This window comes from Planococcus dechangensis (genome assembly GCF_042654465.1).
GTDB classification, from domain to species: Bacteria; Bacillota; Bacilli; order Bacillales_A; family Planococcaceae; genus Planococcus; species Planococcus dechangensis.
In genome coordinates this window covers 1,223,293-1,239,547 of record NZ_JBHSGL010000005.1, presented here as the reverse complement: position 1 = coordinate 1,239,547, position 16,255 = coordinate 1,223,293, and the positions used below count along the sequence as shown (strand labels likewise).

Annotated in this window: 13 protein-coding genes; all 13 read left to right on the top strand. The window is 48.9% G+C overall.

Going from position 1 to position 16,255, the window contains the following annotated elements; all coding sequences use genetic code 11:
- The first annotated feature begins 35 nt into the window (after window positions 1-35).
- Entirely contained in the window at window positions 36-266 is a 231-nt protein-coding gene (locus tag ACFO5U_RS09285) for a DUF2187 family protein (RefSeq protein ID WP_377278651.1), read from the top strand.
- A gap of 1,526 nt (window positions 267-1,792) precedes the next feature.
- Complete coding sequence (locus ACFO5U_RS09280; protein ID WP_377278649.1) at window positions 1,793-2,407, top strand: hypothetical protein; 615 nt, start codon at window positions 1,793-1,795, stop codon at window positions 2,405-2,407.
- Window positions 2,404-3,708, top strand: a complete 1,305-nt coding sequence (locus ACFO5U_RS09275) for an efflux RND transporter periplasmic adaptor subunit (protein WP_377278648.1) — start codon at window positions 2,404-2,406, stop codon at window positions 3,706-3,708. Before ACFO5U_RS09280 ends, ACFO5U_RS09275 begins: the two co-directional genes overlap by 4 nt.
- A 398-nt stretch (window positions 3,709-4,106) precedes the next feature.
- A complete protein-coding gene (locus tag ACFO5U_RS09270; RefSeq protein WP_377278646.1) occupies window positions 4,107-4,379 on the top strand; it encodes a YhdT family protein in 273 nt (90 codons plus the stop codon).
- A complete protein-coding gene (gene panF, locus ACFO5U_RS09265) occupies window positions 4,376-5,851 on the top strand; it encodes a sodium/pantothenate symporter (protein WP_377278644.1) in 1,476 nt (491 codons plus the stop codon). Before ACFO5U_RS09270 ends, panF begins: the two co-directional genes overlap by 4 nt.
- Before the next feature lie 42 nt (window positions 5,852-5,893).
- On the top strand, window positions 5,894-6,808 hold the full coding sequence (locus ACFO5U_RS09260) for a DMT family transporter (RefSeq protein WP_377278642.1): 915 nt from the start codon (window positions 5,894-5,896) through the stop codon (window positions 6,806-6,808).
- A gap of 42 nt (window positions 6,809-6,850) precedes the next feature.
- On the top strand, window positions 6,851-8,464 hold the full coding sequence (locus ACFO5U_RS09255) for a M20/M25/M40 family metallo-hydrolase (protein ID WP_377278640.1): 1,614 nt from the start codon (window positions 6,851-6,853) through the stop codon (window positions 8,462-8,464).
- A 146-nt stretch (window positions 8,465-8,610) separates the two neighbouring features.
- Window positions 8,611-9,702, top strand: a complete 1,092-nt coding sequence (locus ACFO5U_RS09250) for an amidohydrolase (protein ID WP_377278638.1) — start codon at window positions 8,611-8,613, stop codon at window positions 9,700-9,702.
- A gap of 88 nt (window positions 9,703-9,790) precedes the next feature.
- Window positions 9,791-11,212: an alanine/glycine:cation symporter family protein gene (locus tag ACFO5U_RS09245; RefSeq protein WP_377278637.1), complete on the top strand. Its 1,422-nt coding sequence runs from the start codon at window positions 9,791-9,793 to the stop codon at window positions 11,210-11,212.
- A 225-nt stretch (window positions 11,213-11,437) separates the two neighbouring features.
- The gene (locus ACFO5U_RS09240; RefSeq protein WP_377278636.1) at window positions 11,438-12,715 is read left to right on the top strand and encodes a nucleotide sugar dehydrogenase; all 1,278 of its coding nucleotides are present in this window, start codon (window positions 11,438-11,440) and stop codon (window positions 12,713-12,715) included.
- 60 nt (window positions 12,716-12,775) lie between these two features.
- Window positions 12,776-13,498: a WecB/TagA/CpsF family glycosyltransferase gene (locus ACFO5U_RS09235; RefSeq protein ID WP_377278634.1), complete on the top strand. Its 723-nt coding sequence runs from the start codon at window positions 12,776-12,778 to the stop codon at window positions 13,496-13,498.
- Window positions 13,498-14,604 (top strand): glycosyltransferase, encoded by a 1,107-nt coding sequence (locus tag ACFO5U_RS09230; protein WP_377278633.1) that lies wholly within the window; start codon window positions 13,498-13,500, stop codon window positions 14,602-14,604. The genes ACFO5U_RS09235 and ACFO5U_RS09230 overlap by 1 nt, the downstream gene beginning before the upstream one ends.
- Window positions 14,605-14,842: 238 nt before the next feature.
- Window positions 14,843-16,234 (top strand): cell wall-binding repeat-containing protein, encoded by a 1,392-nt coding sequence (locus ACFO5U_RS09225; protein WP_377278631.1) that lies wholly within the window; start codon window positions 14,843-14,845, stop codon window positions 16,232-16,234.
- The last annotated feature ends 21 nt before the right edge of the window (window positions 16,235-16,255 follow it).

Here is a 16,255-nt window from a genome sequence, read left to right as displayed (position 1 = left end):
GATAAGGTTTTCATTATAGAGAGGCGTGGATAACTATGGCATTTCAACCCCATGAAAAAGAAGTATCTGAATTTGTAGCGGCCCGCAGAATCGGCGAATGGATTTCATTCACCCGCAATGGCGTGGACGTCAACGGTACCATCTTCAAAATTATGGACAACTCGGTGATCGTTGAGATTTCACCAGAAGACGCCAAGGAAATCGGCGCAGCTTCCAACATGACCGTAATTTCACATAAGAAATACAAGATCGTTGCAGATCAATAAAGAGCAAGATAAAAACCTCCGCCGCGGCGGAGGTTTTTATGTGGTTAAAGTTAGGGTTGAATGATGCTTCGTTTATTACCCGGGAAATTTATTCTCCAGAGTAAGTGAGGGGAGTTGGAAATGGTGTGCGTTAATATTTCGGGTTTATTCGAGCGTCACCATCAGATTCGCCGCCTTGCTTGGGGATGGCCTCTTGCAGCAAGCCGGAAAGTACACCCGTCTTACTGCGTCGGCTCACCCCTGAGCGCTAGGCGGCTTTTTGTTTTCTATAATACTAGTCAGCTAAAGTAGAGCATTCTTTGTGGGTTGCGTCCGTTGTTTGGGGAATCGCTTCCTGGGAATAGAAGGTGATGAGCTAGAATGGGCGTGCGGCGATGTGTGCTTGTTTGTTCGAGTCATCACTCAAATACCCGCCGCCATGCTTAGGGATGGCCTCTTGCAGTGAGCCAGGAAGAACGCCTGACTCACTGCATCGGCTCACCCGTGAGCGCTAGGCGGCTTTTCGTTTTCTATAATACTAGTCAGTTAAAGCGGAGCTTTCTTTGTAGGTTTTGTCCGTTGTTTGGGGAATCGCTTCCTGGGAATAGAAGGTGATGAGCTAGAATGGGCGTGCGGCGATGTGTGCTTGTTTGTTCGAGTCATCACTCAGATACCCGCCGCCATGCTTAGGGATGGCCTCTTGCAGTGAGCCAGGAAGAACGCCTGTCTCACTGCATCGGCTCACCCGTGAGCGCTAGGCGGCTGGGAGATTTCATTATTTATAAAACGTTTAATTAGATCTGCTTTTGTAATTTGTTGCCGGCTAGTTGGGGAATCGCTTCTTTGGTGGCGGCATCTGGGAAAACTTGTCTGACTCGAAAAGCTCTTGCATGGATTGGCAATAGACCGCAATTGCCTCTCTTTAGCTCAGGGCAAGCTAAACTATAATACATCACACATTTACACATTTTCTATAGAGTGAATAGAAGAAACGGTCATCCACTTTAAAACTAGAGACGGAGTGGAAGGGGGCTGACGCCTGTGGGACCGCGCGGGCTGGCGAGACAAAGGCGGCGTTCTTCCGCCTTGGCTCAACACCCGCCCCACGGCAAGCAGCCCCCTGCAACGCAGTCGAAAAGCGGAAGCTTTTCGACTCACTTCTTTTCATTTCTCTCGCATCAGCTGCATGACCCGCATCCTGCTGGCCCCAAGCAGCCCCCTCCAGCGCAGTCAAAAAGCGAAAACTTTTCAACTCACTTCTTTTCATTTCTACCGCATCAACTGCACGACCTGCATCCTACTTCCACTCTACTTGCAGAATAAACCACTTTAAACTGTGGCATATCCATATGCCATTCGGCTCAAAGGCGCCAAAAATTGAAAATTGTGGCAGATAATTCGTTTCAAAGCGTTTGTTTTTTTGGTAAAGTAAAGCTAAGCAGAACGCCACTTGCCTGAAAGGACTTAAACGCATGATATCTGACTTCAAATTTTGGCATTTCTTTATGAATCAAGATCAACTCATACATAATTTAAGGCAAACAGAAATGAGACAAATCAATAAACGGCTCGCCGTCATTCTGGTGCTCGGCTTGCTGGTATTTGCTTTGCCCGAAATCTGGGGGATGAACACCGGATCCTTGACCCCGCTGCTCGCTGCCGGCATGTTCGACGCCTACACATTGGCGCGCTGGACATCGCTCGTCGGCACATTGTTATGGGGCGGGCTGTATTTAAGCTTCCATCTTTACGTCGCAGCCTTTCTTTATAGCCGCATCATCGGTATTCCGTGGAAAGCGATGCTCGTCATGCAAGCTTACGTAACGGCATTGTTGGTGCTGGAAAAAGGCTTGATCTTCGGGATTTTTGCCTGGAACGGGTTCAGCATGGCCTTCTCGCCATTTTCATTCGGGCCGATTGCTGCTACATTCTTAGACAACACGTATCTTGTTTACTTTTTCAATCAATTGACTCTTTTTACGTCATTGATCATCGCCATCCAATACCGCTTCATTAAAAACTTTTCGCGTGTATCACCCAAACTCATTTTGCTGGCGCTGATTGTCATCCACATCGCTTCTGCATTATTTGTCGCGTTGTTCAGCATTATTCCAGTCGATGAAATGATCCGTGACTTTATGCAAGGGGGGCCGATCTTATGAACCGCTTTTTCTTTGTTGGCTTATCCATTGCCGTCGTCGCGTTTATAACATCAAACTTCCTGCTATTGTTCGGGGAGAAAAGCATTATTTCCAAAGAGCTTTATGTCAGCGAATATGAACAAGCCTTTACACATACGTATACCGAAGCCTTGCCGAAAGAAGCTTTGACGGCACCTCAAGACACAATCGAAATATATGTCCAGGAAGATGAAGCCCTAGAGCAATGGCTCGTCAAAGAAGGCGATGCTGTCGTAGCAGGCGCAGAACTTGCCCGGTTGAATGAAAGTGAAACCGAGGACCAACGTGCAGTTTGGGAATCCGAACAGACAGCTTTGCAAGCAGAGCGTGGTGAAGTGCAGTCAACTTTGCAGGAACTGCTCCAGGCACAGTCGTCACAGACCGGGAATGTTACGGACAATTCGAACGATAGCACCACGTTTCCAGGAATCGGCGACATTGAAGAGGAGCTTCGTCTCGATGTGAACGTATCAGTTGGTGTTGATGTGCCGGAAAACGGCGCTTATGCTTCAGCGATCGCACAAGCGCAGCAGCGGCTCGCTTCTATCGATTCGGAGCTGGCAGTCGTCGAAGCGCAGCTTGCACAAAGCAGCGAAAATCCAGCACTCATCAGCCCGGTTGAAGGAGTAGTCGCAAACATCAACCGCGAAAATGCGCCGCTCAGTATTGAAATTTACAATAATGAACGGGAATTCGTCACTTACCTATTAGAAGATGAATGGCACGATGTCGAACAAGCGGATCGCGTGATGATTCAAGCTCCAGGCATAGAAGGCGCCATTCCGGGAACCGTCACGAGCGTATCCGAAATCCCTGCGGAAGAATCGAAATGGTTCCAAGCTTACCGGGAACTTGGCCGCATCGACCAAAACAATCCAATCGCCTTTTATGAAGTACGGATCACACCTGAAACACCGCTCCAAGACGAGATGCCATTCGGCAGCAATGTCAACGCCAACATCACATTGAATGAAGCGCAAGACGCCGTCGCGCTTCGGGATAGATGGATCTATGACAACGATGACACACAAGGTACAGCGTACGTCTTGAACATCGACGGACGTCCGGACGCAGTGCCGGTCGAGATCGCATTCGCCCAACATGGCCGCATCATCCTAGAGGGCGGGATGGAAGCAGGCGAACTCGTCATAAATGAAGAAAAGCTTCATGACTACCCGGGCAGGCCGAGGCTGTTCATGCCGTTCCCAAGCCGCCAGCCCGACTACAATTACGCCAAGAACACAGAATGGCGCGCTTATGTCGAATACCTGCTAGCACGCTAATCAAAACCTCCGGCTATCCGGAGGTTTTTTCTGTGGAAAAAATAGCAAATCGAAAACAGTTATTCAAATGGATAGCCAGTATGGAACAAGAAATAAGAAAGTAGTATTCAACACTTCATTTTAATCAAATTATGAAAAATTAACGGGTTTGGCTTTAGTATGCATGAGTGAAAAAGTGACTGACTGATTCCCACTTTAAAATGAGAGATGGAGCGTAAGGTGGTGACGCCCGCCCCCGGCAAGCATCCACCTGAAGCGCAATCTTAAGCCTAGACATTTACTCAAGAAAAGTATTTCTATATGTCAATGTCTGTCCTTCTCCTAAATTGGACTTAATTTCCAACCGCCTTTGGTGTACGATAGACACAGCACATTACAGCACGTGAGGAGTGGAAGGGATGAAAGAAACAGATTGGCGTTTCCGTGTGGCGCACCGGGAAGCTTGGATCGGCCTTGGCCTTGCGCTCTTCAACTTCGTCTGGTGGTTCGCATTCGCTTACGGACTCGGCTCCCGCCCGGTCGAAGAATATACATACATATTCGGCTTACCCGATTGGTTTTTCTATAGCTGCATCGTCGGCTTTCTCGTTATGGCGGTGCTTGTCACCGTTGTCGTCAAGTTCTTTTTCGTCGACGTGCCATTTGATGAAGAACAGGAGGAGAGCCGATGAATTACGCCGTACTCCTTCCGATGATCGCCTTTTTGCTCATCATTTTCTTTATCGGCTATTGGTCCAGCAGAAAACTGGCGGGCTCTTCGAACTTCATCAGTGATTATTTCCTTGGTGGCCGTGAACTCGGCGGATTTGTCCTGGCAATGACCATGGTCGCCACATACGGCAGTGCTTCGAGCTTCCTTGGGGGACCGGGCACCGCCTATACGCTGGGCTTCGGCTGGGTGCTGCTGGCGATGACGCAAGTTGTCACCGGATATTTCGTCTTGATGATCCTTGGAAAAAAATACGCCATCATGGCAAGGCGCTACCGCGCGGTCACGATGATCGATTTTCTAAAAGCCCGCTACAATAGCACGGCGGTCGTTTTGTTATCGGCGTTCAGCATCATCGTCTTCCTGTTTTCCGCCATGGCGGCGCAGTGGATTGGTGGTGCGCGGCTCATCGAATCTTTGACGGGTCTCAGCTATCAATCAGCGCTATTTTTGTTTGCCATCAGCGTCCTCGTCTATGTGACGATCGGCGGATTCCGTGCCGTCGCCTTGACCGACGCAGTGCAAGGGGCGGTGATGCTCGTCGGTACCTTAGTGCTGCTCATAGCCGTGATCATTTCCGGCGGCGGGATTTCAAACATCATGCAAGACCTCATCAATGAAAACCCGAACTTGGTCACGCCGTATGGGGCAGAAGGCAATCTCAGCGCCGCTTACGTATCGTCGTTTTGGATTTTGGTCGGCGTTGGCGTCGTGGGCTTGCCGCAAATTGCGGTGCGCGCGATGTCGTATAAAAATGCGCGCTCGATGCACCGTGCACTCATCATCGGCACGATCGTCACTGGCTTCATTATGCTCAATATGCATTTGATCGGCGTGTTCGCGCGTCCGATACTGCCAGGCATCGATGTCGGGGACAAAGTCATCCCGCTCATCGCGTTGGAAACTTTGCCGCCGTGGGTGGCGGGCATTGTCTTGGCGGCTCCGATGGCGGCAATCATGTCGACGGTTGACTCGCTGCTTTTGCTGGTCAGTTCGTCGATCGTCAAAGATGTTTATTTGAATTATATTAAACCGGACGCCTGTTTAAAGACGGTCAAACGCATGTCGTTCGGCGTCACCGGCGTTCTCGGTGTCATCGTCTTCTTATTGGCACTCGATCCGCCTGAGTTATTGATTTTCCTGAATTTATTCGCATTCGGCGGACTTGAAGCGGCATTTATCTGGCCGATTGTGCTCGGGCTTTATTGGAAATGGGGCAATAAGTACGGAGCCATTGCCAGCATGGCGACTGGCATCATCAGCTATATCGCACTTCATTTCTATAATATCGCCAATGGCAATCTGTTCGGCGTCCATACGGTTACCATTCCGGTCATACTGTCGCTGCTCGCTTTTGTTGCTTTTAGCTTGCTGATTGAACGGCGCGCCTATGATTATCATGCGGTTCTATACAAGAACGAAAAACAAGCGTAAAATAAATGGCTATATCCGAAAAAGGGAAGAAGGGCTGCACTTTTGACTCCATGGAAAGTTTATGGAATTTTAACATCGGTCATGATCGTTTGGGGATTTAACCTTGCTTCGGTCAAGTATTTATTGGATTTTGTCGATCCGGTCACGCTTACGGCGTTTCGGATTTTACTCGCCGGCGTCACTGTATTGATTCTTTTGGCCTCGCTCGGCATGTTGCGTTTGCCTAAGCGCAGCGATTGGAAATACATATTGCTCGGCGCGCTGCTCAATGTCGTGGCGCATCATTACTTCCTATCGAAAGGGCTCGCTGTCACATCGGGAACAAATGCCGGTTTGATACTCGGAACGGGCCCGATGCTGACGGCGGTGCTCGTGTCGCTCATCATGCGCAATGTACCTTCGCGCCTACAATGGCTCGGTGTTTTTATCGGCTTTGGCGGCGTCGCCACCACCGTTATGGTCGGAAGCGATGCAGCGACAGGATTGAGCCGTGGGGACATCTTGGTGTTCATTTCCATTTTGGCGCAAGTGTTCAGCTATATCGTCATCGCCAAAGCCGCACGGTCACTCGACCCGCGCTTGTTGACCGGCTATATGCTGGTAACGGGAGCGATTGTTTTGCTAGTAATCTCACTTATTGAAGAGCCGGGAGAAATCGCTGCGTTCGCCAGCGTCCCGACTTCATTTTGGGTGGCGTTCTTTTTCTCCGCGATGATCGGGACTGCGGTCGGGCATATGCTATACAATTATTCAATCGGCCAAGCGGGACCGACCAAAGCGGCTATTTTCATGAACCTCAATACTTTGTTTTCACTGATCGCCGCAAGCTTGATCCTCGGCGAAACGATTACTTCCGGCCATTTGATTGGCCTCGTGCTCATCGTCATCGGCGTATTGTTCGGCTCAGGGGCGGCAGAAGATTTACTGAGAAAACGCAGAAAACGGCTCCCAATATGAGCCGTTTTTTCTGTAACTAGACCTGTGGAAGGAGAATGGCGTATGGAAACTTTATGGGGAACACCGGAGCGTCTGCGTGAATTGACGGAACTATTAGTTGGCTGGGATTCACAAGGGCTGACAGAGGGCGAAGTGACGTTTCCGGATAAACTGAAAAACAAATTGTTGGAACTTGGATATTTCCAACAAAACCCGGAGTATTTAGCGCTTGGGGAAGTCAATTGGGAACGGCGCTATTTGACGGCTCTCTATAAACATGAAAAAGCCTCCCGTACCGTCGTGCTGCTCAGCCATTTTGATACGGTTGCCGTTCACGAATACGGTGATTTGGCACCGCTCGCCTATCAGCCAGCGCAGCTCGAACAAGCATTCCAAAAAATTAAGGACGAGTTCAAACCGGATGTGCAAAAGGATTTGGCATCAGGTGAATACATATTTGGGCGCGGCATAATGGACATGAAATCAGGGCTTGCCATTCATATGGCACTAATAGAGCGTGCAAGTTTGGAACAATGGCCGGTCAATTTGCTGCTCATGTCGGTGCCGGATGAAGAAGTCAACTCGGCGGGCATGCGCTACGGCGTGTCCAAACTGCTCGATCTGGAGCGCCAGCACGGCTTGAACTATACTTTATTTTTAAACGGAGAACCGGTATTTGCCAAATCGCCAGGAGATCTATCTCATTATATTTACACCGGTTCTATCGGAAAAATCATGCCGAGCGCCTTGTTTTTCGGCAAGGAAACACATGCAGGCGAGCCGCTTGCTGGCATGACCTCGAGTTATATTTCTACTTATTTAACACGCAAAATGGAGTGGAATCCAGCGTTTTCCGAGACGGTTTTCGGGGAGGAGTCACCGTTTCCGGTAACTCTGACGCAAGGGGATATGAAGGCCGAATACTCTGTGCAGACGCCGTATCGCACAAAGGCGATGTACAATGTCTTTACGATGGAAAGAAGCGCACAGCAGGTGATGGATATTTTTGAGTCGCTCGCAAACGAGTCAGCTATGGAATGCATTAATGATTACCACGCATTTTGCAAACGCATCGGCATGGAGCCGCATTTTGATGAAATCCGCGTACTACGCTTTGAACAATTGATGGATTACGCCAAAGAAAAATTCGGCATCGACTATATCAACGAATTGATCCATGACACGATGATGAGTCCGGAGCGAGATGTTCGCGACAAATCGTTCCACATCGCCGATCTATTGTTGCTCAATTGCCAAGAGTTGTCGCCGAGTATCGTGCTGCTGTTTGCACCGCCGTATTATCCGGCAGTCAATTCCAGTACTGACCCCCTGATCGAAGAATGCGTTGCGTATGTAACGCAACAAGCACGCGAGCGTTTTGAACTGGAACTCGAGCAAGTGCATTTTTTCAACGGCATTTCCGACTTGAGCTATGTCAATTACGACGTGAATTCACAGGGATGGATTAGCTATGAAAAAAATACGCCAGTCTACGGCGACCCTTATAGCATTCCGTTCCAAGCAATGCAGCAACTGCAAGCGCCGGTTCTCAATATCGGCCCGTTCGGCAAAGACCCGCATAAGCGGACGGAACGTCTCCACATCAAAAATGCGTTCGAAGAAATTCCGGAGCTATTGGCCGGGCTGATTTTGCACATCGGTGAACGGGAAGACTGACGGAGGATGTCAGATCAGCTGCAACGAAGGCAAGTTTTCAATGGCAAATGAGGGCAAAGTTATTGTGGAATCTTCGACATGGATTGTTCTGGCTTGAAAAGACGGGTACAATTCAAGCATGTGAAACGAAAAGGAGTGGATCGCTAATGGACATCAAACAACAGACAGAATCGTATTTCGACCATTTTCATGCCCATCCCGAAGTAAGCTTCAAGGAAGTCGAAACGACAAAAAAGCTGGCCGAAATCATGGAACAACTTGGAGTGGAATACCGGACATTCGATGATGTGACCGGATTGTTCGCGGAAATCGGCGAAGGAAATCAAGTTATCGCCGTCCGTGCAGACATCGATGCTTTATGGCAGGAAGTAGGCGGCACCGTGCAAGCGAACCATTCCTGCGGCCATGATGCCAATATGGCGATGGTGCTTGGTGCACTGCTGCGCTTGAAAGACGAAAAGCTGTCAAAGCGCATCCGCTTTATTTTCCAGCCTGCTGAAGAACAAGGCAATGGATCGTTGTCGATGATCGAACGCGGGGCGCTCGAAGATGTCACGCATTTGTTTGGCGTGCACTTGCGTCCACAGGAAGAATTGCCGTTCGGCCAAGTGACGCCGGCGCTCCATCACGGTTCCGGTATTTTCCTCAAAGGCAAGATCACGGGAGAAGATGCACACGGCGCCCGTCCACATCAAGGCAAAAATGCCATCGACGTCATCGCGGCCATCCACCAATTTGCCAAGACAATCTATTTCTCGCCATTTGAGTCGTATTCGGCGAAGCTGACGAATATCCAGACCGGCGGAGACAGCCTGAACATTATTCCGGGCAGCGCGACATTCGCACTCGATGTACGGGCCCAATCAAATAGCTTGATGAATACAATGAAAGCCCGTCTTGAAGAGGGCATTCGCGCAATTGCAGAGTTACACCGCGTCAAAGTCGATTTGAGATGGGATGATTATACGCCAGGCGCTGAAGTGTCGGAAGAGGCAATGCAGATTGCTGACCAGGCCATACGCAATGTGCTCGGAAACGAAGCATGCAGCGAGCCGATCGAAACGACCGGAGCAGATGATTTCCATTTCTACACAATCAAAAAACCGGAGCTCAAAGCGGCGATGGTCGGTGTGGGGGCAGACTTGACGCCAGGGCTGCATCATCCGGATATGCGCTTTAACCGTGATGCGCTCGATGTCGGCGCCCGTGTCCTTGCTGAAACTTTGCGCTTGGCATAAAAAATGCGCACCCCTTTTGGTTTCCGGGTGCGCTTTTGAGGGTATTGAAAAAGGTTTATACAAATGATTATTAAAAGGGGACATCATGATGGATGCGATTTTAAACGGACTGACCTGGATTATTGACGAAGGCAATAATCTATTATGGACATACATACTGATCGGGCTATTGCTCGGTCTTGGCTTATATTTCACCATCCGGACGCGTTTTGTCCAAGTCCGATTGTTTGGCGAGATGTTCCGCGTCATCAGTGAAAAGAAAGATGGAACCGGAGGAATATCGGCGTTCCAGGCATTTACGATCTCGACCGCTTCACGCGTTGGTACCGGAAATATCACCGGTGTCGCTTTGGCGATTGCCATCGGCGGCCCGGGCGCAGTATTTTGGATGTGGATGGTGGCATTGATCGGGATGGCGACGGCATTTATCGAAAGCACGCTCGCGCAAGTCTATAAAATCAAAGACGGCGAGCAATTCCGCGGTGGCCCTGCGTATTATATGGAAAAAGCACTCGGCACTCGTAAACTCGGGATCGTCTTTGCCATTCTATTGACGATGGCATTCGGCTTTATCTTCAACTCGGTGCAGTCGAACACTATTGCGCAATCGGTCGGTGATGTCTTGGCCATCCCGAACTGGGTAGTTGGAGCCGTGCTGGTCGTTCTCGCAGCAATCGTCATTTTCGGCGGGGTACGCCGCATTGCCAGTGTCACGCAAATTGTCGTGCCGGTAATGGCAACGATTTACCTGCTCGTAGTAGCTTACATAATGGTATTGAACTTTACAGAAATTCCAGCAGTCTTCACATTGATCATCCAAAATGCGTTCGGCCTTGAAGAAGTGGTCGGCGGCGGTATCGGCGCTGCTATCATGCAGGGGATACGCCGCGGGTTGTTCTCGAACGAAGCCGGCATGGGTTCTGTCCCGAACGCAGCAGCTTCCGCGAACGTATCGCATCCGGCAAAGCAGGGACTTGTCCAAAGCCTTGGTGTATTTTTCGATACGATCATCATTTGTTCGGCGACAGCATTCGTCATCATTCTTGCAGATCTTTACCGCTCAGGCGAGCAAGAAGGCGTATTATTGACGCAAGCGTCGCTTGATGTTCATGTCGGTGCATGGGCACCGTATTTCTTGGCAATTGCGATCACTTTCTTTGCATTCAGTTCGATTGTCGGGAATTATTATTATGGTGAAACGAATATCGAGTTCATCAACGCACACAGCATGTGGCTGACGGTTTACCGCATCGGCGTGTTGGCGATGGTGATGTTCGGCTCAATGGCGCAAGTGGAAGTGGTTTGGAACATGGCGGATCTATTCATGGGCATGATGGCTGTCATCAACTTAGTGGTCATCGCCTTGCTCGGAAAAATCGCGTTCCGTGTGCTCGACGACTATATGGGGCAGCGGAAAGCCGGCAAGAACCCAGTCTTTTACGCTAAAAATGTTCCTGGCTTGAAGAACACCGAATGCTGGGGTGAAGAAGCACATCGCCACGACGAATAACTTCTTGCCTCTTTCGCGTATGCGGGAGAGGTTTCTTTCTAGGAACCATTAGAGCTATCCTGCGTCCTGTAACGAAACCGTAATGAAAAATACACTAAAACGATTTCTGCCTGGGGCTATGCTATGGTAGAATGAACTATTGATATTAGCAAAAATTATTGATATAAAATCCGGCTTTGGGAGCTGGAGATAAAAAATTACTGGCAATTGAGGAGAATTAACGAAATGGAAAAAATCTGTGTAGTTGGATTAGGATATATCGGTTTGCCGACAGCGGTCATGTTCGCAAACCACGGTTATGAAGTTCACGGTGTGGACGTCAACGAAAAAGCGGTGGACATGCTGACAGCTGGACAAATCCACATTGAAGAACCATTTCTTCAAGATTATTTAAACAAAGCCTTAGAAAAAGGGACATTTACGGTGGCGACAACGCCTGCGGAAGCAGAAATGTTCATCATTGCCGTACCGTCTCCGATCTCAGAAGACAAAACGGCGAACATGGATTACATCCGTGCAGCAACGGAATCAATTGTACCTTTCCTCAAGAAAGGCGATTTGGTCGTGTTGGAATCAACCGTTCCTCCGCGCACGGTACTCGACGTCATGATGCCGATTCTCGTGAAGAGCAATTTGGAAATCGGGACAGAACTATTCGTTTCGCATTCTCCTGAACGCGTCATCCCAGGCAAAGTCTTCGAAGAGCTCGTGAAAAACGACCGCATCATCGGCGGCATCAATGAAGAATCTTCAAAACGCACGCAAGTGTATTACGAATCCTTCGTCAAAGGTGCATTCATTTTGACGGATGCGACGACCGCTGAAATGGTCAAAGTCATGGAAAACACATACCGCGACGTCAATATCGCGTTCGCTAATGAAATCGCCAAAATATCCGATCAGATCGGTGTGGATGCTTGGGAAGCGATTCGCCTTGCCAACCACCATCCGCGTGTCAATATCCACTTGCCGGGCCCTGGTGTCGGCGGACATTGCATCGCGGTCGATCCATGGTTCCTTGTGGAAAAAGAGAAAGAGCTCTCGCAGATCATCCATTTGTCGCGTACGACAAACGATGGCATGCCGCAATATACGGCTGACAAAATCGACGATATCTTGAAAGACGTCGCAGATGCGAAAGTCGCTGTATTCGGTTTGGCATTCAAAGGCAATATCGATGACATCCGTGAAAGCCCATCGATGGAAGTACTGGAGTTTTTGAAAGCGAAAAACTTGCGCATTTCTTCATTCGACCCGCACGTCAAAGAAAATAAAGCGCCGTTCCAGACTCAAAGCTATGACGAAGCAGTTGAAGGGGCGGATTTGATCGTCATCTTGACGGATCATAAAGCATTCAAAGAATACAACCCTGAAACACTCGGCAAAACGATGCGCCACCAAGCTATTTTCGACACGAAAAATGCCATTAGCCGCGAAGCTTACGAAAAAGCCGGATTTGCTGTTTATCGCCTTGGCGATGGCAAAGACAATCCGAAAAAATAAAATACACGGCCGCATTTTCAAGTTTTTGAAAATGCGGTTTTGCATGGAGGCACGAACCACATGAAAGAAGAAATTCTTGGCGTCACAGTCAATAAAGAAACCGAACAGCAGCTGCTCGATAACATCCAAGCCGATATCGAACAAGGCCGCAAATCGCGCATTGTCGCGATCAATCCTGAAAAAGTCATGATGGCTTCCAAAGATCCGGAACTCCGGGCGCTATTGAATGAATCCACCTACCAGATCCCGGACGGCGTCGGCATCAAAATCGCTTCCCGCATACGCGGCGGAGACATCCGCGAACGCGTGACAGGAATCGGCATGATGGACGCGCTGCTTCAACTCGCCAACAAGCATCACCACCGCATCTTTATGTATGGAGCGAAAAAGGCGACCGTTGAATTGGCAGCGAAAAACATCCAGGCGAAATACCCGAATTTGGTCATCGCGGGAACTCTTGACGGCTATGAAAAAGATCCGGCTAAAATCATCCAGTCAATCAATGATGCAAGTCCGCAAATCCTCTTTGTCGCACTCGGCAGCCCGAAGCAGGAGCTGTTTATCCGTGAACATATGGATGCGCTGAACGTCAATATTTTCCAAGGCGTTGGCGGCAGCTTCGATGTATATAGCGGCAACGTCAAGCGTGCGCCCAAGCTGTTTTTGAATACGGGTACGGAATGGCTTTACCGTTTGGCGAGCCAGCCGACACGCATCAAGCGCCAGATGGCCCTTCCCCAATTCCTGATGAAAGCAGTCCGGGACAAAGGCGGTAAGCGCTGATGAAAGTAGTGCATATTATCAGCGGCGGAGAATTAGGCGGATCCAAAAAGCATGTAGTGCAATTATTGACAAACTCTCCAGTTGAAGCAGAGTTGCTGCTATTGACGGAAGGCGCATTTGCCGAAGAAGCGCGAAAAGAGGGAATTCCCGTCACCGTCATCCAGCAAAGCAGCCGTTTGGACCGTTCCACAGGAAAGAAAATCCTGGCGTTCTTAAAGCAAGGCGGCTTTTCACTTGTCCACTCCCACGGGGCACGGGCAAATTTCCTGGTTAATTCCATTTATAAAAAACTGGGCATGCCATGGTTCATTACAGTTCACAGTGATCCGACATTGGATTTTCTGCATCAGCCTAAACCGCTTGCTAAAATCTTTACGGTGCTCAATCAACGAGCTATGCGCCGTGCTGACCATTTGTTTGCCGTATCGGAAAAGTTCAAGGATATGCTCATCCAAATGGGCGTAAAGCCAAAGAAGATTACTTCGGTTTTCAATGGCATCAATTTTCACGACACCTTGCCCTCATTCGATAAACGAGAAATTCGCGAGTCGCTCGGCGCAAAGACTGATGACTTTGTCTTTGCGATTGTCGCCCGCCTTCACCCAGTGAAAGGGCACGACATTTTGCTCGAAGCTTTCGCAAAAACCGATAAAAAAGATTGGAAACTCTGGATCATCGGTGAAGGAGACTTGCGCACGAAACTCGAGCAGCAAGCTCAAAAGCTGGGCATTAGCGATCGCGTCGCTTTTCTTGGAAAACGTGATGATATCGATCAGTTATTGTACGCGGCAGACGTATCTTTGCTGACTTCGCATAGCGAAAGCTTCCCGTTGGTATTGCTGGAATCTGCAGATATGGCAACTCCTGTCATTTCAACCAATGTCGGAGGCGTTCCGGCATTGATCGACCCTGGGAAAACCGGTTGGATCGTCGAACCGGGACGTGCGGATGCGCTCATGTACGCCATCGAAAAAGCGATGGATGCTGAGACCGATACAGAAGCCATGGGACATCTGCTCCGCAGCTTCGCGAAAGAAAATTTTTCCAATGAAAACCTGCAACGGGACTCGCTTGATGTTTATAGCAAGGTTTTAAACGTAAACTAGGTAAAAAATCCTGTTTTTTAAAACTCCGAATTTTCTATGTGCACCCCGATAAGCCTATGCGTAGCGCGGATTCAAAAGCCTTTTGAGTATTCACTCAAGAGGCTTTTTAATTTGTCTGTAACATAAATGTAATATTCTTCTCTGAATTTCAGTGCTAAACTCTGTGTTATTGAGAATGAAAAATTGTCTAATAAATACAGAAAATCATACTGATCATAATAGGGGGAAGAAAACGCGTATGAAAATGATAAAATGGTTCGGAACAATGGTTGCCGCAACAGCATTATCCATGACCGCTTTCGCTTCCAATTCAGAGGCTAGCGTGTTTGAAAAATTCGATCGAATCTCAGGGTCGGATCGCTACGAAACGGCAATTCAAGTGTCACGGGCAGGTTGGGGCTATCATAGCACCAACAATGTCGTACTCGTTATCGGCGATAACTATCCGGATGCTTTAGCAGGTGCACCGCTTGCCAAAAAACTAAATGCACCAATCTTGTTGGTTAGAAAAGACAGCGTGCCAGCTAATATCATGTCTGAGATCGGCCGTCTCGGCGCAAAAAATGCGACGATTCTTGGCGGGGAAATCGCAATCTCGAACAAAGTCGTTACACAATTGCAAAGCAGCGGCTTGACAGTCAAGCGCATCGCCGGCAGCAACCGTTCTGAAACTTCGGCGTTGATCGCTAAACAAGTCGGCGGAACAGAGGCCATCGTGGCAAGCGGTTCCGGTTATGCCGATTCCTTGGCGATTGCTTCCCATGCAGCAGAAACAGGCAAACCGATTTTGCTGACATCCGGCAGTAAATTATCCGCAGAAGTTGAAGCAACACTCAAAAGCTACCAAAAGGTAACAGTTGTTGGCGGTGAAGGTGCCGTCAGCAAAGCCGTTTACGATAAAATCGATCAAACAGCTTCGGTTCAGCGTATTTCAGGACAAGACCGTTATGCTACAGCTGCAGCAGTAGTCGCAAAACTATACCCAGGCACAGTAAATGATTCATTGGTTGCTTCTGGCCAGCAATTTGCTGATGCTTTGACAGGCTCTGCATTAGGCGGAAAACAGAAAAAACCGATTTTGCTCGTTCGTCAATCAGCTTTGCCATCTCCAACAAAAGATGTCATTAACAATAAAAATGTCAGCAATTTGACCGTGATCGGTGGAGAAGTGGCGGTTTCCAAAGAAGCGCTGAATCCAAATCCGAAACCGGCAGCTACACCGACTCCAATCGTTAAGCCATCTGTCGATATTCGTGCCGAAATTGTGACCGAAGCTAGAAAATACATTGGCGTTCCTTATCGTTGGGGCGGCACAACACCGTCTGGCTTTGATTGCTCGGGTTATTTGATGTATGTATTCAATCAAAAAGGCATTACAATTCCAAGAACAACGGCGTTAATGGCGCAGTCGGGCAAGCCGGTCAGCTATGCGAACGTCAAACCTGGCGATATCGTCCTGCTTGATTTGGTCAGAAGCACACCGACACAAGCCTCGCATGCAGGAATTTATGTCGGCAACGGCAATATCATCCATGCAGGCACAAGTACCGGTGTTACGATCACGCCGCTTGCGAACACTTGGGGGCAATGGGATAAAAAAATCGTCACGATCCGTTCTTACACAGATTAAAAAAATGGCTGCGGCCATTTT

Bases quoted from the DNA above. Each gene is read 5' to 3' on its own strand.
- ACFO5U_RS09250 (WP_377278638.1), top strand. From the start codon at position 8,611: ATGGACATCAAACAACAGACAGAATCGTATTTCGACCATTTTCATGCC.
- ACFO5U_RS09230 (WP_377278633.1), top strand. From the start codon at position 13,498: ATGAAAGTAGTGCATATTATCAGCGGCGGAGAATTAGGCGGATCCAAA.
- ACFO5U_RS09275 (WP_377278648.1), top strand. From the start codon at position 2,404: ATGAACCGCTTTTTCTTTGTTGGCTTATCCATTGCCGTCGTCGCGTTT.
- ACFO5U_RS09225 (WP_377278631.1), top strand. From the start codon at position 14,843: ATGAAAATGATAAAATGGTTCGGAACAATGGTTGCCGCAACAGCATTA.
- ACFO5U_RS09270 (WP_377278646.1), top strand. From the start codon at position 4,107: ATGAAAGAAACAGATTGGCGTTTCCGTGTGGCGCACCGGGAAGCTTGG.
- ACFO5U_RS09285 (WP_377278651.1), top strand. From the start codon at position 36: ATGGCATTTCAACCCCATGAAAAAGAAGTATCTGAATTTGTAGCGGCC.
- ACFO5U_RS09255 (WP_377278640.1), top strand. From the start codon at position 6,851: ATGGAAACTTTATGGGGAACACCGGAGCGTCTGCGTGAATTGACGGAA.
- ACFO5U_RS09235 (WP_377278634.1), top strand. From the start codon at position 12,776: ATGAAAGAAGAAATTCTTGGCGTCACAGTCAATAAAGAAACCGAACAG.
- ACFO5U_RS09240 (WP_377278636.1), top strand. From the start codon at position 11,438: ATGGAAAAAATCTGTGTAGTTGGATTAGGATATATCGGTTTGCCGACA.
- panF (WP_377278644.1), top strand. From the start codon at position 4,376: ATGAATTACGCCGTACTCCTTCCGATGATCGCCTTTTTGCTCATCATT.
- ACFO5U_RS09245 (WP_377278637.1), top strand. From the start codon at position 9,791: ATGGATGCGATTTTAAACGGACTGACCTGGATTATTGACGAAGGCAAT.
- ACFO5U_RS09280 (WP_377278649.1), top strand. From the start codon at position 1,793: ATGAGACAAATCAATAAACGGCTCGCCGTCATTCTGGTGCTCGGCTTG.